Here is a 19305-nt window from a genome sequence, read left to right as displayed (position 1 = left end):
AATCAAAGAGATATACGGAAAGCGCAAAGAGACGATCGAACGTGTTTTTGCCGATGCCAAAGAAAAGCATGGCATGCGGTGGACAACCCTTAGGGGGCTAAAAAAATTGTCCATGCAGGCGATGCTGACTTTTGCTGTTTTTACCTTAAGAAGCTGGCCAACTGGACATGGAAAACGCCAGTTATGGCGTAATCGGATCGGGTACAATGGTAAACGACAGCTCATCTTTAATAAATATCGCTTCTAAATGACAAAAGGGTTGGAAATCAAATCGATTTCCAACCCTTTTGTCTACACTCTGAGAGGTGCAGTTTGCACCTCTTTTGTTCGTTATTTCCCGCCTGCCTGCAGGACGTGCATGATGGCGAGCTGAAGTTCTTTCTCCGCTTCTTCCAGTTCGTGCATCGCCGGGGTGCCGGTCACTTCCCGTTCCAGCAGTGCAAAAGAAGAGGAGATCGCTCTTGAAATCGACTCCAATTCCCTCATGTTCTGATCCATATCCATCCCTCCCGCCGTCATCTCGATGAAACAAGTATATGACGGAGAGGGTTCATTTATTCACCGGTCTTTGCGCGGCGGACGGGGGCCCCAATATTGATAATAATCGGTCCGGATAAAGCCGTTGAAAAGCTTGCGTTTCTTCGTCGCTTTTTTCCCGTAGACGGACTCGAAATCCGGATACGACGTCATGATGTAGATGGACCATGTGTCAAGCTTGCTGAAGGCTTGGCCGATATCCCGGTACAGCTTCTCGACCTGCTTTTTGTCTCCGAGGCGTTCCCCGTACGGCGGGTTGCCGACGATGACGCCGTATTCGCTTTTGTGGGAAATGTCTTTCGCCTGCATCTGCTTGAACTGAATGATATCCCCAAGGCCTGCTTCGAACGCATTTCCTTTCGATATCTCAATCATTTTGTGGTCGATATCGGTGCCGAAGATGTTCAGTTCCCTGTCATAATCCGCACTGTCCTCTGCTTCCTCCCTCGCCTTTTCCCAGACGTCGCTGTTCATCCAAGGCCAAGTTTCAGCGAGGAATTCGCGGTTGAAGCCGGGAGCGATGTTCTGCCCAATCAGAGCCGCCTCGATCGGAAGCGTTCCGGAGCCGCAAAATGGATCGTGGAGCACGCGGTCCGGCGTCCAATTCGTCAGCTTAAGAAGTGCAGCTGCAAGTGTCTCCTTGAGTGGTGCCTCCCCCTGCGCAGCGCGGTAGCCGCGGCGATGAAGGCCTGCTCCGCTCGTATCAATCGTCAGTGTCGCCACATCTTTCAAAAGCGAGACTTCGATTTTGAACAGCGGACCGGTCTCCGCTAGCCATGTCACGGTGCGGTATGCGGTCCTTAGCCTTTCCACGATTGCCTTTTTGACGATCGCCTGGCAGTCGGATACGCTGAACAACGTCGATTTCACTGATTTTCCCTGAACAGGGAACTCTCCATCGACAGGAATGAAGTTTTCCCATGGCAATGCCTTTGTTTTCTCGAATAATTCATCGAACGTCAACGCCTTGAATTCACCGACTATGATCTTGACACGATCGGCCGTTCTCAGCCATAAATTCGTTCGGGCAATCGCCGATTCGTCACCTGTGAACAGCACCCGCCCGTTTTCCACTTCGCATTCATATCCAAGGCCGCGCACTTCATCCGCGACCAGTGCCTCGATCCCCATTGCGGAGGTGGCAGCCAATTTATATGTACCCATTTGTATTCACCCTATCGTTGAAAGACTTGTCCTTATGGCAAAATCTAAACGCTTTGCCGTCTTAGCTATCATCGCTTTTTTCTCCAGTAAAATCAATAGCAAAGCCCCCCGGCAAATGCCGAAGGGCTTTGGTTGCATTCATATTCAGCCTATCATAACATTCATGTAAGCCATGTTCTGTACCGTTGTACTGCAAGCGGCCATAGGCAGGCCTCGTACTCGGGCGGTAACCATCTGTCTGCAAGGCTGATCACAGCCTGCCTCTTTCCTCGTTGAGTTGCTCGGAAAAAGTGCCTCTACCAATATTTGAGTTTCTCGCTCGTGGGGTTTACCTCGTTCCACCTCTGCCGTTTCCGGCAAAGCTTCGTCACTGTGGCACTTTCAAGGTAGTCGCACCATATCCGGATGGACGTAGGTGCTTTCCCTGCCGTCAGCCGCTGAACGGCTGCCCTGGCTTATTGTTTGGCCAGGCACGATCACTACGGGCATCTCAGCACCGTGCGAGCATGGACTTTCCTCTGCCGCCTTAAAGACGGCAGCGATTACCCGAATGTTATGGTTTGTAGGATCATTATACGCGTTTGCCCTTAAAATTACAATGGAAAATACTAGAAGTCGTTCCGGTCATCCAGCTTGCTGCCAAACACATGCTTTTCCAAATTGGACAGACGCTTCAAAATATCAAAGTTCGTCGTTCCGACAGGCTGTGCGGGCTGGCGCCGCGGCTGGTCCTCCAGCTGCTTCTTCAAGCGCATGTTTTCCTGCTGCAGCTCATCAATTACTCCATGCATCGCTTCATAATCTTTGATGATCAAGTCTAGAAATTTGTCTACATCTTCCTGCTTATAACCTCTTACACCTGTTTTGAACTCTTTTTCCAAAATATCTTTTGCTGTTAGTTTTAATTTATCGGCCAACATACTCATCGTCACCTCGAAATTCACACTGCATTAAGCATATTCTTTCAAAATTCACCGGTTTTGTCAATTTCATAATGAGTCTCCGTCATAATTGGCTTCAGCTTCCTCCTCCACAAGAAGCTGAAGATCGTAAAAACCGATCAGCCTGACTTCAAATTCGCTCGTTTCCTGATGCCTTTTCGCTGCCTCAACAATATACTGTGGTGAACCTGGTCGTTCTTCATCGTAAAAAGCGAGCAGGCAATCCGCTTTTTGAAGAAGAAATTGGTCACGATTGCGGAACTGCCATGGACCCGAATAGGGGAGTTTGGAGAGCGGCGCAAAAAAATCGGCATCCCCACATATATATTCATACAGTTCCCTGTTCGATTCATTCCATTTTTCTTCCTGGCCAGAAAAAGGAGGCGTGACGGAAAGCTGCAGCTGCGGATAGTCCGCCTGAAGCTCGAACACCGTTTCTGCCGCCCACAGTTCGGTGCCGAGCTGTCCTGAGATCAACACCCATTCCAAGCCTTCATCCGCCATGGCAGCCAGTTCCTTAAACAATGCTTTTTTTATGTATGCAACCGCCGGTTCGTCCGCTTTGAATATTCCAAGTTCATGAGGCTTGTAGCCCGTTACTGCAGCAATCTTCAATGTGGCCCTCTCCTTTCAAAAGAAAGAAGGATGGGGCCCCATCCTTCTCCTTCTCTATCGTTCGGCTCAGCTTGAAATTAGCGGTAAAACGGGCCGCCGCCGAATCCCGGACGTGGCACAGGACCAGGACCGAAACCTGGACCGAAGCCAGGGCCAACTCCAGGACCAAAGCCTGGCATTGGTCCTGGACCAGGCATAAATTCCTGTGTTTGTGTCACTTCGTTTACAACAGATGTTGTGTGCGGGAAATAGTGCTGGTGCTCGATGTTGGTATGGTTCACAGTCGTCGTGTGGGACGGATGGATTTCCGGTTGGATGATGTTAAACATCTTATGTTGGACACAGCATTTTGTCGGATGGACAATTGCAGGCATGACTTTTGTGCCGCAGTTGAAGAACATGATGATTTCTCCCTTCTCATGTGTATTCGCTTTACACTTACAGCCTATGACGTGCATAGTGTACATGTACTAATGTAAATACCTATTTGCATGAGATTGGGCATGCTCCATTAATCGACTTTCGCCCGCAGAATGGAGCGAATGGTCACCCTCTGCGTCGAAATCTGCGCTTGCCCGGGAAATGAATGTTTATTTCGAACATTTCCCTACAAGCCTTTCCTTTCGTTTTCGTGCATCACGTAAAAATGCAGCACTTTTCCCAGCAGCCCCCTCTTCGGCCATGATCGCCTTCTCCGTAAAGGAAAGCGCCTGTTTCAGGTCCTTCTGCTGGTGTTCCATCAATTTCGCCAATTCGATGTATGCCTTCGCTTGCAATTTTCTGTCGGGCGTCTCCGCCGCATGCTTCCATAAAGCCGCAGCTTCCGGAAAATTTCCCGCCCGCTTTTCCGAAAAAGCGAGACGGAATTTTGCCTCTGGCTCTTCTTTTGCAGCAGCCTCCCGCCAAGCCGTCTCAGCCAGTTTTTTCTGGCCGCCTTTTTCGAACCAGTTGCCGATCCTCGTAACTTCTCCAGGCGTCTGATTCGGATCGATTCGGTGGATTTGGAATGTGAGATGAACATAGAGCGTAATGAGCGAAAGAATGTCGAGTTCATTGTGTTTCATCACTTTCAGGATTGCTTCCGGGTCTTTCCGTTCCACATAATCGAAATAGATCATCGGCGCCAAATATCCTGGCACGTCATCTTCACGCTCAAAACCGAGGATCTCCTTTTCAACGACGGAGAGCTTAATGCGGTCTAGTCTCCCTTTCCACATTCTCCTGGCGGCATGATAAAGGTCAAAATGGGCAAACGCCGGGAGCTTCGGCACATGTTCGCGGACGAGCGTATGCCTTGTCTTTACTTGCGGCCAGTCGAAGGATTTGCCGTTATAAGAGACAAGCGTCGTATAATCTGCAGATTCAAGGAAACTTTTATAGAGCGCGACCTCGTTTCCCGGCTCAGGGAGAAAATGCTGCTTTACGGTCACTTTTCCGTCCGTCACCCGTGCGTGCCCGAGAAGGAAGATGACGTTTCCTGTTCCGCCTCCGAGGCCCGTCGTCTCCGTATCAAAGAAAAATAAATCTTGCGGGTTATATCCATAACCAGATAAATCATGCTGAAAGCCTGACCCTTCCCAAATCTCCATCGCTCTTGGGAAATCCGCGAAGCGATAGTTTCCATGAAGATGATCAAGCGGATACGTTGTCTCCTTGATCAGACATGTCTGGCCTTCCGCCTCGTATTTGCGGACTCCGGCCTCCTGCCAACGTTCATGAAGCGGAGGACCGGCAGGCGGAGCTGCAGCCGCCGGCCGGACATCCTTTTTTTCTCCGTCCCTTGCAATCTGCGTTTTAAAACGGGCTAGCTTGTTTTTCATCGCCATTAATGCGCCTCTTTCCCGGCGGCCGGAGCTTTGCCAAGCAGCCCGTCAAGGAGTCGGACGGCGAGCGACTTTGCCCGGATGGTCGCCGTATCCGTGCCGATGCAAGAAGGGCAGCCGGAGCGGCATGGGCAGCCTGCGATCATACTTCTTGCTTCAAGCACAATCTCTTCGGCCCTGTCATACACTTTCTCGCTCAGGCCAATCCCTCCCGGATACTGGTCATAAATGAACAAGGTCGGCTTTTCATTATGATACGCCTTTACTTGCGGAACGACCTGGATATCGGCAGGGTCACACATCGCGAACAGCGGGATAATCGCCCGCAGTGCATGGGCAGCCCCCATCAGCCCATATTCCAGGTCCTCCATCTCCTCTTCACCGATGGCCCCTTCAAGCGAGAGCCAGGCCGCATTCGTATGGAGCTCGAGCTCCGGCAGGTGAATCGGCCCCGACCCGATGTTTTCATGTGTATCGAATTTGATCTTTTTGAAAATCGTCGCCATCGCGTTCACCGTTACATCGCCGTAGCCGGCTTCTGCTCCCTGCATTCTTCTCTTTTTGTCTTCTTCCAAGACGCGGAGCCCGACAGCAAGATTTGCATCGGTATAATAATCGACGTCAACTTCCCTGACGTATGCCTTCTTTTCCTCCCAATCCAAGTATTCCACCTGGAATTGGATGCCTTGATGGAGATAGATCGCTTCATCATGCAGCAAGGTCATGGCGCTGAACGTATCCATCTCCCCGATCACTTTGGCATTCCCTGTATCCGAGCGGTCGATGATGACGACGTTTTCCTGGGCCGCTGACCGGAGGCTGATATTATGGGCCGGAAAAGAATCGTTCATCCAATGCCATTTATTCTGGCTGAAATGGAGCACTTGCTCTTCCGTCAGAAAATCGAGCAGATCTTCGATATCCTCACCGCCAAATGTCTCCCCCTCACTGAAGGGCAGCTCGTATGCGGCGCATTTTACGTGGTCAGCTAAAATGATCAGGTTATCCGGATTGAGTCTCGCCGTCTCCGGTGACTGGTTGAAGAAATATTCAGGATGCTCGATCACATATTGGTCAAGCGGTGCCGAGCTTGCGACCATGATGACAAGAGACTCGCCCATCCTTCTGCCGGCACGTCCCGCCTGCTGCCAGGCACTGGCAATTGTGCCCGGATAACCGGTCATGATGCACACTTGCAGCTGGCCGATGTCGACGCCGAGTTCAAGTGCGTTCGTGCTGACGACTCCGTAAATCTCGCCTTTTCTTAAGCCCGCTTCGATTTCTCTTCTTTCCGTCGGTAAATAGCCGCCCCGGTATCCCCGAATCGCCTTCGGGCCTAGCTTCCTAGAAATGAGCTCCTGTAAATACGTCAGGATGATTTCGACCCGGACTCTGCTTCTCGCGAAAATAATCGTCTGAACGCGATTTTTCAAAAACTCGGAAGCGAGTCTGCGCACCTCAAGCGTCGCGCTCTTGCGAATGTTCAGCTGCGTATTGACGATCGGCGGATTATAGAACACAAAATGCTTTTTCCCTGACGGCGCACCGTTCCGGTCGATCAGTTTCATCGGCTCGCCCGTCAGCATTTCCCCAAGTTCCTGCGGGTTGGCGATGGTCGCGGACGTACAGATGAAGACAGGATCGGAACCGTAAAAGCGGCAGATCCGCTTCAGCCTCCTGATAACATTGGCCACATGCGAACCGAATACTCCGCGGTATATGTGAAGTTCGTCAAGGACGACATATTGCAGGTTTTCAAACAGGGCGACCCATTTCGTATGATGTGGCAAAATAGCAGAATGGAGCATATCCGGATTGGTGATGACAATATTCCCTGCTTTCCGGATTTTCTGGCGGATATTTGCCGGCGTATCACCGTCATAGGTATAGCTGTTGATTGTGAGTTCCCCCGCATCAATGATGTCATTCAGTTCACTCATCTGGTCCTGGGCGAGCGCTTTTGTCGGAAAAATATAAAGGGCCCGCCCGGACGGATTTTCGAGCAGATCATGCAGGACAGGCAGATTGTAGCAAAGCGTTTTGCCTGAAGCGGTCGGAGTGACCGCCGTGAAGCTTCTCCGGCTCATTGCCGCTTCAAAGGCGTCAGCCTGATGCGTATACAATTGGCCGATTCCCCTTCCCTCCAGCGCCTTTTTCAGCTCCGGCTGAAGGGATGCAGGAAGCGGACTGAAAGCAGCTGACTTTTCCGGCAGCGTCCTCCACGATACAAATTGCTCTTTATAATAAGGATCTTGTTGCAGATCATATATGATTTGTTCAAGATTGGATCTTCCTAGCAAGAATCTCACCTCTATCTATTATCATAACGAATAAACGTTCGTTTTCATAGAGGGAATTCATCGGTGCCGCAGACTTTTAGCCAACCCCCATCCCCGCTGCAGCAACCTTCAGGGCACGTCAGCAATGAACTTTTTCACCAAGATGTTCATAGAATAGTATAGCTTATAAATTAAGGAGGAAACGGCATGTCCAGTGAGGAGAAACGCATCCCCGGGAAAGATGTTCGCCCGGCAGACCCATTTGGGCACATGATGAAAGCGATGAATGACTTTTTTATTGAAAGAAACGGGCAAAGAGGGATTCTCGAACATATTGATGAATTCTTCGGCAACCCGCGCAGGATGGGCAGCTTCACCGTCGAGCTGGAAGAGAATGAAGATGAGTATGTCGTAAAGGCGCTTCTCCCGGGTATAAAAAAAGAGCAAATTGACATCGAGGTGCTGGACAATCAGCTTGCCATCCACGTCTCCCATGCGGAACGCCTCGAATTGGAAAACAAGGAGACCAAAACCTACTCCAGAAGCGAAAAAGCAAAGCGGATGTCCCGTCTTATACCATTTTATAAACCTGTATCGGTCAAAGCGATCAAAGCGAGCTATGACAATGGACTTTTGAAAATCATTGTCCCGAAAAAAAGAGGGAAGAGAATCAATTTCTGAAAAACAATGACTGTTTCATGCAAAAAGCCTTCTGCAAATTCCGACTCCCCTAATGGCGATCGGATTGCAGAAGGCTTTTTCATGGGTATGGCGTCCGGCTGCCATCCTCTTTATACTTTAAAAATGCTTGTCAGTCCCTTTGCCATCGAGCCCACCTGATTCAGGGCGCTCACCATCTGGCCGGCAGTGTTCACCATTTTGCTCAGGTCCAAAGAGCCATCTTGCGATTTGAAGGACTGAAGAATCGAATTTCCAGGCGGCTTAATCGCGCCGGGTTTAGGATACTGGCCACCCGGGACTCCCCCTTGGAACTTCATTGCAAAGGGATGCTCAGGACCGGACTGCAGCGGGTTCTGAAACAGCTGCGGCTTGGATGACGGATAGGCATTGCTGTATGGCACATTCTGCGGAGGATAACCCCCGTACGGCATCACGGCATTGTAATTCCCAATCGGAAACCCCTGCGGATGCTGCGGATACTGCGGGAAGGGATAAGGGCCCGGCTGTGCCTGCATATATGGATTAGGAAAACCAGATCCGTATGGAGGGTTGCCATAGTATTGGTTCAAATAATGCATACGCCCAACCTCCTGACTCATTTAGTACAGCGTATGCCCAATACTGTAACTTTGTGAGGGAGCAGTGTTAATCCTCCAATAAAAGTCCATGCAGGCTTTCGAGTACATACTCCACCGATTGGATATGACTCTGAAATTTTTTCAGACTTGTTTCCGGGTAAAATGCCCTGACGGATACCATTTGAATATTCTCGGCTGTATTATGAATTTGCATCGGATACAAATTTTTCGGCCTTTTTTTCGCCAGCCATAACGAAGCGAGTTGTTCCCATTCATCTGCCGCTTCTTTTACTTTGTCGGCAAATGGCTTGACCTGCGTATAGAAATCACCCTTCTTCCCTGTTTCACGGGCCCTCTCATAATGTTCCCGCGCTTCCGTGTTATAGGAAAGCAGCTGTTCGGTCAGGCTTTTTAATTTTTGCTCTTCCACACTGGTTCACTCCTTTGTTGTTAAATGTACCATAAAATGAAAGCAGCAGCCCGCGAGCAGGCTGCTGAACCATTTCATATTACAACAAAGCGAGTACAGGGGCATCCTTCAGGGGGCGTCCCGCTTTTTGTCCCGCCGACTGTAAATTATTCTCCACTCGAAGTTCACGCTTTCTTATAGCGGAGCGGAGGTGTGCCGCTTCCCCGCCGGCTTTCTCTATAATTGCCATCTCCAGTCTATCCAGTTCGCGTTCAATCGATTCCAGTCTCTCTAAAACGTCTGTTCTTGTCATCGTCTTGCCTCCATTCCGGCTTTTATACTCTAATTCTCCTTGTTTCTCCGGTCTCCTCCCCCCTTGACAAAACTAGAACGGATTCGGCAAACAAAGTGCCCGTTCCCGCTTTATTTTTTCTCCATTCGACAAGGGTTATTTCTCCCGGTTACGGTATTGTTGCCATTCATAGAGAAGCCGGAGCTGCCTTCTCCGCTTTTCATACCATGCTGTTTTCGCAGCAGGTTCTTTCAGCGGCGGCTCCCGGAACCATTGTTCACGGATCCGAGTAGACGCGGACCAGTCATCAGTGCTTTCCATATGATGCTCGATGATCGGCACGGCCACCCGCAAATAAGGGGTGTCTCTCTTGCAGCCAGATTTGTATTTCTCATAGTCATGCCTAGATCCAGTGTGCTCATTCTTCTTGGCAAACGCGAGAAATAGCGGATGGAGAGAAGAATCGAACAGAATGCGGGCGAGCCGAAGCCCGAGATCGATCCGATTTTCTTTGTCGGCAAAACCGGTCACATTCTGGCCGTATAGCTCCCCTCGCATTGTAGGGAAAAGAACGGCATTCCACTGGATTTTTTCCTGGAGGATAAACAGCGGCGAGCGGAACACCTTTCTCTTATAATAAGGATGCTTTAGCACCGGCTCCTCGATTTTATGCTGCTCATTAATAATTAATGCGTTCATGAGCCGATCCTTCCCACCGCTTTTGTAAAAGTGCTGCCACTCCGTGTACATAAAATCGGAAATGTGAAATTTCTTCAGTAAGTGAAACAAATTGCGGTCCATTTTCGTCGAATAGTGATAGAGGAGCAATTGTGGATAGGCATCTTGAAAAATGAGCCAATTTGCCCGTTCATATGTCAGGAGCAGCTGTTTTCTTTTGCTTCGGGGAAGCAGGCTCGTGAACAAGGGAGAATACAAATCACATATATTCCAGCCCGCATTACGCGAGACCATCGAGGCTAGAAATGCCCATTTGATCTCCGGATGACGGAGAAAAAAAGAAAAATAGGCATTTGTCCGTGAAATATTATCGACATTCCGGGCAAACACTTGTTTTTTAATCAGCGAAACAACCTCTTCATCCGACAACTGTTTTCTGGAAAACATTTCCGGCACCTCCCTTGCTTCAATTGTTGCTCAACCATATGTCCGCGGGCAGTTGGACGCAGTTGGCAGACATTATGGAAACTCTTTTGACAGTGCTCTCTTTACTGGCTTATTCAAAAAAGTGGCGTTATCTCGCATAAGCAGTTATTATGTCAAACGGGCGAAACAAGCGAGGCTGGACGAGTTGCTCATTTTAAAACAAACCTAAAGACTCAGAAGGAAACTGCAACGGAGACAAGCAATCGCTCGGTGTCGTGCAGTACAAGGATGCAATGTTGCAAAAGCAAGCGGTATCCTGCATGCAAAGAAAAAAATCCCTGTTTGTTCGTATAGCGTGCGAAGGGAGCCGTTTTTTTATACTCCCCGGATGGTATGATATAATCGATCGTGTGAGGTGGAGCCACTATGGAGTTTCATTATCCGGGCGGCAAAAAATATACCGCTAAACCGGAGAAGGAAAAAAAGAGAGAAAGCAAGCCGTCTTTCGGCAAAAGGGGAATGACCCTGGAGGAGGATTTGAATGAATCGAACGCTTTTTACTTGGCGGCCGGCCTGGCAGTCATCCATAAAAAGCCGACCCCAATCCAAATTGTCCAAGTAGATTATCAGAGTCGGAGCACAGCTGTTATAAGAGAAGCCTATTTCCGCCAAGCATCAACGACGGACTACAATGGCGTATGGAACGGAAAATATATCGATTTTGAAGCGAAGGAAACACAGAGCGGGACCTCTTTCCCGTTGAAGAACTTTCACGAACACCAGATCCGCCATATGGAAAAAGTGCTCGAACAAGAGGGGATCGCTTTTGTCATCATCCGCTTCGCCAAAACAAATGAACTCTACCTCTTGGAGGCAGAAAGGCTGCTTCACTACTGGGTTCGAATGATCAAAGGCGGAAGAAAATCGATTGCAAAGCAGGAACTGGACGAGAACGCCTATCCGCTGAAATACGGCTATCAGCCGCGGATCGATTATTTACAGGCTGTTCAAAGCATCTGGTCCTAATCACAACACAGGAATTTCATAATTGAAAGTGAGGAAAACTGCATATGGCAGATCAATATAAAACGAGAGAAGAAAGGCGAAAGCAGCAGTCCAACCGCGCTCAAAAGCAAAAACCAAAGCCGAAACGCAAACGCGGCGGACTGTTCAAGAAAATTATCCTTGCCCTCTTTATCATCGGGCTTGCCGGAGTCATTGCCGGCGCAGGCGTTTTCGCTTATTATGCGAAAGATGCTCCAGATATTGACGATAAAATGCTCGCCGACCCGATCGCATCCGAAGTGCTTGATATGAACGGCAAACCGTATACGATGCTTGGATCCGAAAACCGGGACTATGTAGACTATGATGACATTCCAAAAGAAGTGGAAGACGCAGTCCTTGCAACAGAGGACGTCCGCTTCTACAAACACGGGGCAATCGATATCAGAAGGCTTGCCGGTGCCGTTCTTGCCAACGTTACGAGAGGCTTCGGCTCGGAGGGTGCCTCTACCCTGACCCAGCAGGTCGTCAAGCGCTCCTTCCTTTCCGATGAAAAGACATTGAAGCGGAAGGCGCAAGAAGCGTGGCTTGCCGTTAAGCTGGAGAAAAAGTATTCAAAACAGCAGATTTTTGAGATCTATGTGAATAAAATTTATTACGGCAACGGCATCCATGGGATCGAAACAGCTTCTAAATACTATTTCAACAAAGAGCTGAAAGACCTGACGCTGACAGAACGGGCATTTTTGGCCGGTCTCCCGCAGCGGCCGAACGGATACGACCCATATGAAAATCCGGAACTCGCCGATAAGCGGAAAGACATCGTCCTCTCTCTCATGAAGCAGCACGGAAAAATTACAGAACAGCAAATGAAAGAGGCAAAGGCCGTTTCCGTCATGGACACCCTCGTACCGGAGGACCAGAACCAGACGATTGCCTCAAAATATGACTCCTTCATTGATCAGGTAATCCGTGAAGTCGAAAAAATGGGCGACTACAATGTTTTTTCCGACGGGCTGAAGATTTATACGACAATCGATCCGGAAGCACAGGAATTTACCGATAAAATGATGCTGACAGATGAAGTGATCCAGTACCCTGATGAAAAAATGCAGGCTGGTATCGTCCTGATGGACACGAAATCCGGCGAAGTCCGTGCCATCGGCGGAAACCGCAACAAAGAAGTTAAGCGCGGACGCAACTTTGCTACCCAGCTGACGGAACGGAATCCGGGCTCGACGATCAAACCGATCCTCGACTATGGCCCGGCAATTGAATATTTGAATTGGTCAACCTATGAGCAGATTGTCGATGAACCATATAAGTACTCAAATGGCACACCGGTAAACAACTTTGACCAGAGACATCTTGGGCAGATGTCGATCAGGGAAGCACTCTACCGTTCAAGAAATATACCGGCACTGAAGGCGTTTGAAGAAGTCGGTTCCGAAAAGGCGATGGAGTTTGCGTCCAATCTCGGATTGGACCTGAAAGCCGGAGGAGATTCAGCTTCCATCGGAAGTGTCACGAATATCTCTCCGATGCAGCTGGCAGCGGCCTATGCAACATTCGGCAATAGCGGCATTTATAATGAGCCGCACACCATCACCAAAATCGTCCTCCGCGATGGGGAGACGGAAGTGAAAAATAAAGTCGCCCAAAAGTCGGCGATGAAGGATTCGACAGCCTATATGATCACCGACATGCTGAAGGACGTCCTGTCGAACAAGCAAGGCGCGACAGGCAAGCAGGCGATCATCCCAGGCCTCCCTGCCGCGGGCAAGACCGGAACGACAAACTACAGTTCCAAGGAAATAGCAGATTATAATCTGAATCAACGAACCGATGTACCGGACTCCTGGTTTGCAGGCTACACAACAAATTACTCAGTGGCCGTCTGGACCGGATACGAAAACAGAAAAACGCCGGTGTCTGGCGATGAGCAAAAAATCGCCCAGCGGATGTATCGAAGCCTGATGGAGAAGGCATCAGCCAATGTCGACACTCCTGACTTCAAGATGCCGTCCAGCGTCGTTAAGGCAGCGGTGGAAAAAGGATCGAATCCGGCAAGCAAACCGAGTGCGCATACACCGAAGGACCAGATCGTCTATGAGTTGTTCGTCGCAGGCACAGAGCCGAAGCAAGTATCGAAAAACTTCGATGAAATCGAAGCCCCTTCTGTCACCGGCGAATTCAGGCAGGCGGAAAATGAAGTGGCGTTTTCCTGGAATTATTCAGGTGATAGCGAAGAATATATTGAGTATGACGTCTCCATCACAGTGAACGGGGAAACCCATTCGCTCGGAAAGACGGATGATACCGAATATACCATCCAGAATGTCCAGCCTGGCGAGACGTATACAATTGAAGTGACCGCCCTCGTAGATGGCCAGAGGAGCAAACCAGGCAGAACGAGCGTAACTGTTCCAGATCTCATCGATGATGAAGACAACGGCAATACACCGGATGACGAAGGCATTGAAGAAGAAGATCCGGATGATGATGAAGGACAGGGAAATCCTGATATGAACAACGGCCAGCAGCCGCCGCAGGATAATAGCGGCCAGCCAAACGGTGATGGCAGTCAAGAACAGCCCGGAAACAATGGCAATCCGAATGGGAACCAAGGTGAAGGCAATTCGGGCAATAATAACGGCGGCTCCGACGCGGGCCAGGACGGAGGGCAAAGCAGCAATTCCTCTCAGAACAATGGTTCAAGGACCGGTAGAGGATCGTAACCGTACTGTGGACTAACAATAAAGCAGGAGGAGAAAAACAGCATGTTTTTCTTCTCCTGCTTTTTTCTTTGATGGGTAGTCGAGGCGGCTTACCCAATCCGTTCAGAGGCCATCGGCAATTTCTAAAATATCCCCCCTCTCTTTCATTTCATGCGAAAAGCGAATACTATATGTATCGCTGACATGGTCTATGGGATTGTCAGGAAGCACTCTTCTCTTTTTTTGCTTATAAAGAAAAACGGAGCTATCCAGACATCAGTTACCACTGACTTTCTGGACAGCCCCGTTCTATTTTAATGCTTGCCGGTTTCTTCTTTGTTTTTCATCCGCTTTTTCCCTTCCCTGCACAGTGTCAGCAAAGGGCAGACTTGGCATTGAGGGTTTTGTGCCTTGCAATGATACCTGCCGAAAAAGATCATTCGGTGGTGCGTGATCGACCATTCCTCTGCAGGAATTTTACGCATCAGCGTCTTCTCCACTTCCAGCACACTGTCCTTCCACCTGCAGAACGCAAGGCGTTTGCTTACCCTTTCCACATGCGTGTCAACGGCGATGGCCGGGACACCGAATGCGACGGAAACGACGACATTTGCCGTCTTTCTGCCGACGCCTGGAAGCTTGACAAGCTCATCCCTCTCAGCGGGAACCTCTCCGCCGTATTCATCGATCAGCATCCGGCAAAGCTTTTGGATATTCTTTGCCTTATTGCGGAACAGGCCGATCGAACGGATATCGTTTTGCAGCTCCTCAAGCGGAACGGCCAAATAATCTTCCGGTGTTTTGTATTTCTGAAAAAGCTGTTTCGTCACTTTGTTGACGAGCGCGTCTGTACATTGCGCCGATAGCGCCACGGCAATCACCAATTCGAATGGATTGCTGTGCACCAGCTCACAGTGAGCATCAGGGAACATCTTCCCCATTTCATCGAGACAAAAGCGGATCTGCTGCTTATTTAACATTTCTTCACCTGCCTTGCCTTTAAGCGATCAGACTTACTGTTCCAGCCAATTATAGAAAGGCGCCTCAGCACGCGCGGTTGTCGGCTGGACCACAGGCTGGGTTTTCTTGCGGAATTTCATACTGTGTACCCTCGCCTGCTCGATTGTCCTGACGCCATTTTTCTTCCACTCGAATAAAATCCGGTCGATATAGCGGAAATTGATTTTACCCGACAAAACCGCTTCTCTGAGGGCTGCTTTGATCAGGAGCGGATCCTGCCCGTCCTGGTCAATCCACATCGCCAGTGATTCGCATTCAATCGGCGATAGCGGCCGGCCGAATTCTTTCTCGAAAATTGTATACAGGTCGCTTTCCTCCGTCATGACAGCCTGAAGATCGGACTCCCGTTTCTCACGGTTTAGCAAATCAATCAGTTTCACCCACAACGGAGTGAGCGAATATTTTTCAAAACGGATTCCCTCTTCCGCCCCTTCTTCGATGCCGACAAGTTCCTGCTGAACCAACTTTCTCAAAATCGCAGAGCATTCTCCCGCCGTAATCGTCATCCGCTCGGAAATCTGTTCGGGGGTCGGGAAGTCCTGGCCTTTTGATTGGAAGGACACGATATGCAGGACAAGGCCCAACTCTTTTTCATTCAAGCCAAGATGCACGTATCTTTCCAGCAGCAATTGCGGAACCTGGACCGTCCCTGCCTCTATCCATGAAAGGATAAACTCCTTATCCATACCCAACACCTCCACTTTCAGTTCAATCGTTCTGACTATCCGATGGGAAAGCCACGCACTGCGCGTACGTGGCCGATGATGTTATGGATATAAGCGATTCAAAAGTCTAGGGAATGGAATTGTTTCGCGGACATGGTCTACTCCTGAAAGCCAGGCAACCGTACGCTCAAGGCCGAGACCGAAGCCCGAATGGGGAACGGCACCGAATTTGGCGATGTCCAAATACCATTGATAAGAATCGAGCGGCAGATTATGCTCTTCGATCCGTGACTTTAACAGTTCATAATCATAAATCCGTTCGGATCCGCCGATGATTTCACCGTATCCTTCCGGCGCGATCATGTCTGCACAAAGCACAACATCATCACGCTCTTTGTCCGGCTGCATGTAAAATGGCTTGATCTTCGTTGGATATTTTGTGATAAACACCGGAAGATCATAATGGTCCGCAATCGCTGTTTCATGCGGCGCCCCAAAGTCATCTCCCCATTCAATATCATTGAATCCTTCCTGATGAAGGAATTCAATCGCCTCGTCATACGAAATTCTCGGGAAAGGAGCCTTGATTTTCTCAAGCTTGGACGTATCGCGTCCAAGGCGCTCGAGTTCCAGCTTGCAATTTTTAAGAACGGACTGGGCAAGATGGGCCACATACTCTTCCTGCACCTTTAAGCTGTCCTCAAATTCATAAAACGCCATTTCCGGCTCAATCATCCAGAACTCGATCAGGTGGCGCCTTGTTTTCGATTTTTCAGCACGGAAAGTCGGTCCGAATGAAAACACTTTGCCCAGCGCCATCGCGGCGGCTTCCATGTAAAGCTGCCCGCTTTGCGACAGGAAGGCATCCTCATCGAAATATTTGGTATGGAACAGCTCAGTCGTTCCTTCAGGCGCACTGCCGGTCAAAATCGGCGGGTCGACCTTGACGAACCCGTTTTCGTTGAAAAACTCATATGTAGCGCGGATGATTTCATTTCTAATTTTCATGACCGCATGCTGGCGGCGGGAACGAAGCCATAGATGGCGGTGGTCCATCAGGAATTCGGTTCCGTGCTCTTTTGGCGTGATCGGGTAATCATGGGATTCATGGATCACTTCCAGGCCGGTTACGAGCAATTCGTATCCGAACGGTGAACGGCTGTCTTCCTGAACAGTTCCTGTCACATACATGGAAGATTCCTGGGTAACGGACTTCGCTGCCTGGAACACTTCTTCCGGCACATCGCTTTTGACGACGACGCCTTGGATAAAGCCTGTACCATCGCGAAGCTGAAGGAAGGCAATCTTCCCGCTCGAACGTTTATTGGCCAGCCAGGCACCAAGCTTTACTTCCTGGCCGACATATTTATGCACTTCTGCTATTGTCGTTTTCACTGTAAACATCCTTTCAACATCTTGCTGTCATTGACCATTATACAGGCAGCCTGTCCGATAAACAACACTTGGAGGGTAGAAGGCGCAGCTTATGGCCCCGCCTCCCTGCGCCTGAAATCCTGTTCATTGCCCGCCCTTTTCCTTTACATACCGGGCGATACGCTCGACCGCTTTCTCAAGCATTTCAAGGGATGCCGCATACGACAGGCGGATGTTATCCGGCGTGCCGAAGCTTGATCCCGGGATGACGGCGACAAGGGCTTCTTCGAGCAGCCCGCTCACGAAGCCGTCCACATCCGAGAAGCCGGATTGTTTCGCTGCTTCGCTCACATTCGGATACAGGTAAAATGCTCCTTGAGGTTTAACGCAAGTTACCCCTGGAATGGCTGTCAGTTTTTCAAAAATGATATCCAGTCTTTCCTCGAATGCCTGGCGCATCTCTTCAACGGCTGTTTGCGGACCTTCATACGCTTCAATGGCCGCATATTGTGAAGTCGTTGTCGGGTTGGATGTCGAATGGCTGGCAAGGTCGGTCATTGCTTTAATCAACGCCCCGTTTCCTGCTGCGTATCCGATTCTCCAGCCTGTCATCGAATGAGATTTCGACACGCCGTTGATGATGACGGTCGCTTCCTTCAGCTCAGGAGAAAGCTGGGCGATCGAAATGTGCTTGTTTTCACCGTAAACAAGTTTTTCATAGATTTCATCCGAGACGATGACAATATTATGCTTTAAGCAAATATCGCCAAGCGCCTGCAATTCGTCGGCATTGTACATCATGCCCGTCGGGTTGCTCGGGGAATTGATAATGATCGCCTTCGTTTTTTCCGTAATTGCCTGTTCAAGGCCTTCCGGTGTCAGTTTGAACCCGTTCTCCTCTTTCCCCTCAGCATAGACAGGCACTCCGCCGGCAAGCTTCACCTGCTCCGGATAGCTGACCCAGTAAGGAATCGGAATGATCACTTCGTCCCCTTCATTGAGGAGCACTTGGAACAATGTATAAAGGGCATGCTTTGCGCCATTGGCAATCATGATTTCAGAAGGCTTATAAGTAATGCCTTGATCTCTTTCGAACTTGGCGGCGACAGCCTTTTTCAGGGCAGGAAGTCCGCTCGCAGGCGTGTATTTTGTCTGCCCTTCCTTCATCGATCTATGCGAGGCCTCGATGATGTTGTCCGGCGTATTAAAGTCCGGCTCCCCTGCTCCAAGGCCGATAATGTCCTGTCCTTGCTCTTTCAGTTCTTTCGCTTTTGCAGTGATTGCCAGTGTAGAGGATGGTGTCAGCGCCTCAACCCGGCTTGCCAATCTAATTTCCATTGTACCCCTGCTTTCCTTATAAGTTCTCGATTTTCCGCCACCATTGGCCGGTTTCAAAATGAATATAATAATAGTTTAAACTGTCATCCTGGTCCAAGTACGAGATTTCCCAGACAGGCAGCTTTTCTTCCATGCCAAGGCGGACGGCAAGTATTTCCTTCGGGTTCTCCTCTGCTTCCAGCTTTTTTACAGCATCGTTCTCTGATATGCCATCAGAGAGTTTCTTGACGATGATCTTCCCGCTTTTTCCGGAAGGAACCCAGGCGGCATAGCCCTTACCGTCCTTGCCTTTTCCCACCAATGTGACGTAGGAGTCCTGGCCGTTATAAAAGTAGACTTTGTCGACCTTGGCCAATTCCGTCTCTTTCAGCGCGGTGCTGACCGCCTTTTTCTCGGCATCCGAAAACGGCTCCCTTGCCTTCGCATAGACAGCAACAGCACTGGCTCCTGCGAAAACAACAATGATTACGGCGATCCAAATCCATTTTTTCATGTTACATTCCTCATTACGTCCGATAGATGGTGAATATGGCGACGTCCTGCTCCTCGCGGTCAAGCGCAAGGCCGAACATCAAGTCTCTCTCTTTCAGCGTCCTGTTCAGTGCATCAACGATCTTATAAAGCTCCGGCTGATATTGAATCCGTACCGTCGAGAGCACTTCCACTTTGCTGTCCATCAATTTTCCTCCCTGCTATGAGAGCATCTGCACTCATGCTGTAAACTGTATCGCAATCAACAAATCTTCCCCTTATTATATAAGAG

General features: G+C 49.6%; 20 protein-coding genes, 1 other RNA gene and 1 pseudogene. 4 read left to right on the top strand and 18 right to left on the bottom strand.

The features are described from left to right. Positions 1-192: pseudogene (locus AC0TWI_RS06845) on the top strand (transposase); the annotation flags it as partial. 138 nt (positions 193-330) lie between these two features. Here AC0TWI_RS06845 and AC0TWI_RS06840 read toward each other — a convergent pair. From AC0TWI_RS06840 to AC0TWI_RS06805, 8 genes are all read right to left on the bottom strand, one after another. Next, positions 331-498: a hypothetical protein gene (locus AC0TWI_RS06840; RefSeq protein WP_488125594.1), complete on the bottom strand. Its 168-nt coding sequence runs from the start codon at positions 496-498 to the stop codon at positions 331-333. Positions 499-558: 60 nt separating this feature from the next. Then, the gene (locus AC0TWI_RS06835; protein ID WP_488125593.1) at positions 559-1701 is read right to left on the bottom strand and encodes a THUMP domain-containing class I SAM-dependent RNA methyltransferase; all 1143 of its coding nucleotides are present in this window, start codon (positions 1699-1701) and stop codon (positions 559-561) included. A gap of 161 nt (positions 1702-1862) precedes the next feature. Beyond that, positions 1863-2255, bottom strand: an RNA gene (gene rnpB / locus AC0TWI_RS06830) — RNase P RNA component class B. A gap of 54 nt (positions 2256-2309) precedes the next feature. Continuing rightward, positions 2310-2621, bottom strand: coding sequence for a cell division regulator GpsB (gpsB, locus tag AC0TWI_RS06825; protein ID WP_488125592.1), 312 nt, complete (start codon positions 2619-2621; stop codon positions 2310-2312). A gap of 69 nt (positions 2622-2690) precedes the next feature. Next, complete coding sequence (locus AC0TWI_RS06820) at positions 2691-3257, bottom strand: SLOG family protein (RefSeq protein WP_488125591.1); 567 nt, start codon at positions 3255-3257, stop codon at positions 2691-2693. Between the two features lie 77 nt (positions 3258-3334). Continuing rightward, the gene (locus tag AC0TWI_RS06815) at positions 3335-3658 is read right to left on the bottom strand and encodes a CotD family spore coat protein (protein ID WP_488125590.1); all 324 of its coding nucleotides are present in this window, start codon (positions 3656-3658) and stop codon (positions 3335-3337) included. A gap of 189 nt (positions 3659-3847) precedes the next feature. After that, complete coding sequence (locus AC0TWI_RS06810; protein WP_488125589.1) at positions 3848-5083, bottom strand: ribonuclease H-like domain-containing protein; 1236 nt, start codon at positions 5081-5083, stop codon at positions 3848-3850. Further along, a complete protein-coding gene (locus tag AC0TWI_RS06805) occupies positions 5083-7380 on the bottom strand; it encodes a DEAD/DEAH box helicase (RefSeq protein WP_488125588.1) in 2298 nt (765 codons plus the stop codon). Before AC0TWI_RS06805 ends, AC0TWI_RS06810 begins: the two co-directional genes overlap by 1 nt. 186 nt (positions 7381-7566) lie before the next feature. Here AC0TWI_RS06805 and AC0TWI_RS06800 point away from each other — a divergent pair, with 186 nt between their 5' ends. Continuing rightward, entirely contained in the window at positions 7567-8040 is a 474-nt protein-coding gene (locus AC0TWI_RS06800; protein ID WP_488125587.1) for an Hsp20/alpha crystallin family protein, read from the top strand. A gap of 110 nt (positions 8041-8150) precedes the next feature. On the opposite strand, the gene AC0TWI_RS06795 is transcribed toward AC0TWI_RS06800, so the two are convergent. The 4 genes from AC0TWI_RS06795 to AC0TWI_RS06780 form a co-directional block, all read right to left on the bottom strand. Continuing rightward, entirely contained in the window at positions 8151-8618 is a 468-nt protein-coding gene (locus AC0TWI_RS06795) for a YppG family protein (RefSeq protein WP_488125586.1), read from the bottom strand. A 67-nt stretch (positions 8619-8685) separates the two neighbouring features. Further along, entirely contained in the window at positions 8686-9048 is a 363-nt protein-coding gene (locus AC0TWI_RS06790) for a YppE family protein (protein WP_488125585.1), read from the bottom strand. 79 nt (positions 9049-9127) lie between these two features. Further along, positions 9128-9340 carry a hypothetical protein gene (locus AC0TWI_RS06785; protein WP_488125584.1) on the bottom strand — a complete coding sequence of 71 codons (213 nt, stop codon included), beginning with the start codon at positions 9338-9340 and terminating at the stop codon, positions 9128-9130. Positions 9341-9475: 135 nt separating this feature from the next. Beyond that, the gene (locus tag AC0TWI_RS06780) at positions 9476-10444 is read right to left on the bottom strand and encodes a DUF2515 family protein (protein ID WP_488125583.1); all 969 of its coding nucleotides are present in this window, start codon (positions 10442-10444) and stop codon (positions 9476-9478) included. 405 nt (positions 10445-10849) lie between these two features. Here AC0TWI_RS06780 and recU point away from each other — a divergent pair, with 405 nt between their 5' ends. Both recU and AC0TWI_RS06770 read left to right on the top strand, forming a co-directional pair. Then, a complete protein-coding gene (recU, locus tag AC0TWI_RS06775; RefSeq protein WP_488125582.1) occupies positions 10850-11449 on the top strand; it encodes a Holliday junction resolvase RecU in 600 nt (199 codons plus the stop codon). A gap of 44 nt (positions 11450-11493) precedes the next feature. After that, a complete protein-coding gene (locus AC0TWI_RS06770; RefSeq protein ID WP_488125581.1) occupies positions 11494-14166 on the top strand; it encodes a PBP1A family penicillin-binding protein in 2673 nt (890 codons plus the stop codon). Between the two features lie 293 nt (positions 14167-14459). On the opposite strand, the gene nth is transcribed toward AC0TWI_RS06770, so the two are convergent. From nth to AC0TWI_RS06740, 6 genes are all read right to left on the bottom strand, one after another. Next, complete coding sequence (nth, locus tag AC0TWI_RS06765) at positions 14460-15125, bottom strand: endonuclease III (protein ID WP_488125580.1); 666 nt, start codon at positions 15123-15125, stop codon at positions 14460-14462. A 33-nt stretch (positions 15126-15158) separates the two neighbouring features. Continuing rightward, positions 15159-15851, bottom strand: a complete 693-nt coding sequence (locus AC0TWI_RS06760; RefSeq protein ID WP_488125579.1) for a DnaD domain-containing protein — start codon at positions 15849-15851, stop codon at positions 15159-15161. 81 nt (positions 15852-15932) lie between these two features. After that, positions 15933-17225 (bottom strand): asparagine--tRNA ligase, encoded by a 1293-nt coding sequence (asnS, locus tag AC0TWI_RS06755; protein WP_488125578.1) that lies wholly within the window; start codon positions 17223-17225, stop codon positions 15933-15935. Between the two features lie 123 nt (positions 17226-17348). Next, on the bottom strand, positions 17349-18542 hold the full coding sequence (locus tag AC0TWI_RS06750; RefSeq protein WP_488125577.1) for a pyridoxal phosphate-dependent aminotransferase: 1194 nt from the start codon (positions 18540-18542) through the stop codon (positions 17349-17351). 16 nt (positions 18543-18558) lie between these two features. Next, positions 18559-19035, bottom strand: coding sequence for a cell wall elongation regulator TseB-like domain-containing protein (locus tag AC0TWI_RS06745; RefSeq protein WP_488125576.1), 477 nt, complete (start codon positions 19033-19035; stop codon positions 18559-18561). 13 nt (positions 19036-19048) lie between these two features. Next, positions 19049-19219, bottom strand: coding sequence for a YpmA family protein (locus AC0TWI_RS06740; protein WP_488125575.1), 171 nt, complete (start codon positions 19217-19219; stop codon positions 19049-19051). Positions 19220-19305 lie beyond the last annotated feature (86 nt).

This window comes from Lederbergia sp. B243.17, from assembly GCF_057657925.1.
This window is presented reverse-complemented; position numbering and strand designations above follow the sequence as displayed.

Bases quoted from the DNA above. Each gene is read 5' to 3' on its own strand.
- gpsB (WP_488125592.1), bottom strand. From the start codon at position 2,621: ATGTTGGCCGATAAATTAAAACTAACAGCAAAAGATATTTTGGAAAAA.
- AC0TWI_RS06740 (WP_488125575.1), bottom strand. From the start codon at position 19,219: ATGGACAGCAAAGTGGAAGTGCTCTCGACGGTACGGATTCAATATCAG.
- AC0TWI_RS06780 (WP_488125583.1), bottom strand. From the start codon at position 10,444: ATGTTTTCCAGAAAACAGTTGTCGGATGAAGAGGTTGTTTCGCTGATT.
- nth (WP_488125580.1), bottom strand. From the start codon at position 15,125: ATGTTAAATAAGCAGCAGATCCGCTTTTGTCTCGATGAAATGGGGAAG.
- AC0TWI_RS06770 (WP_488125581.1), top strand. From the start codon at position 11,494: ATGGCAGATCAATATAAAACGAGAGAAGAAAGGCGAAAGCAGCAGTCC.
- AC0TWI_RS06800 (WP_488125587.1), top strand. From the start codon at position 7,567: ATGTCCAGTGAGGAGAAACGCATCCCCGGGAAAGATGTTCGCCCGGCA.
- recU (WP_488125582.1), top strand. From the start codon at position 10,850: ATGGAGTTTCATTATCCGGGCGGCAAAAAATATACCGCTAAACCGGAG.
- AC0TWI_RS06760 (WP_488125579.1), bottom strand. From the start codon at position 15,851: ATGGATAAGGAGTTTATCCTTTCATGGATAGAGGCAGGGACGGTCCAG.
- AC0TWI_RS06795 (WP_488125586.1), bottom strand. From the start codon at position 8,618: ATGCATTATTTGAACCAATACTATGGCAACCCTCCATACGGATCTGGT.
- AC0TWI_RS06815 (WP_488125590.1), bottom strand. From the start codon at position 3,658: ATGTTCTTCAACTGCGGCACAAAAGTCATGCCTGCAATTGTCCATCCG.
- AC0TWI_RS06750 (WP_488125577.1), bottom strand. From the start codon at position 18,542: ATGGAAATTAGATTGGCAAGCCGGGTTGAGGCGCTGACACCATCCTCT.
- AC0TWI_RS06785 (WP_488125584.1), bottom strand. From the start codon at position 9,340: ATGACAAGAACAGACGTTTTAGAGAGACTGGAATCGATTGAACGCGAA.
- AC0TWI_RS06745 (WP_488125576.1), bottom strand. From the start codon at position 19,035: ATGAAAAAATGGATTTGGATCGCCGTAATCATTGTTGTTTTCGCAGGA.
- AC0TWI_RS06840 (WP_488125594.1), bottom strand. From the start codon at position 498: ATGGATCAGAACATGAGGGAATTGGAGTCGATTTCAAGAGCGATCTCC.
- AC0TWI_RS06810 (WP_488125589.1), bottom strand. From the start codon at position 5,083: ATGGCGATGAAAAACAAGCTAGCCCGTTTTAAAACGCAGATTGCAAGG.
- AC0TWI_RS06835 (WP_488125593.1), bottom strand. From the start codon at position 1,701: ATGGGTACATATAAATTGGCTGCCACCTCCGCAATGGGGATCGAGGCA.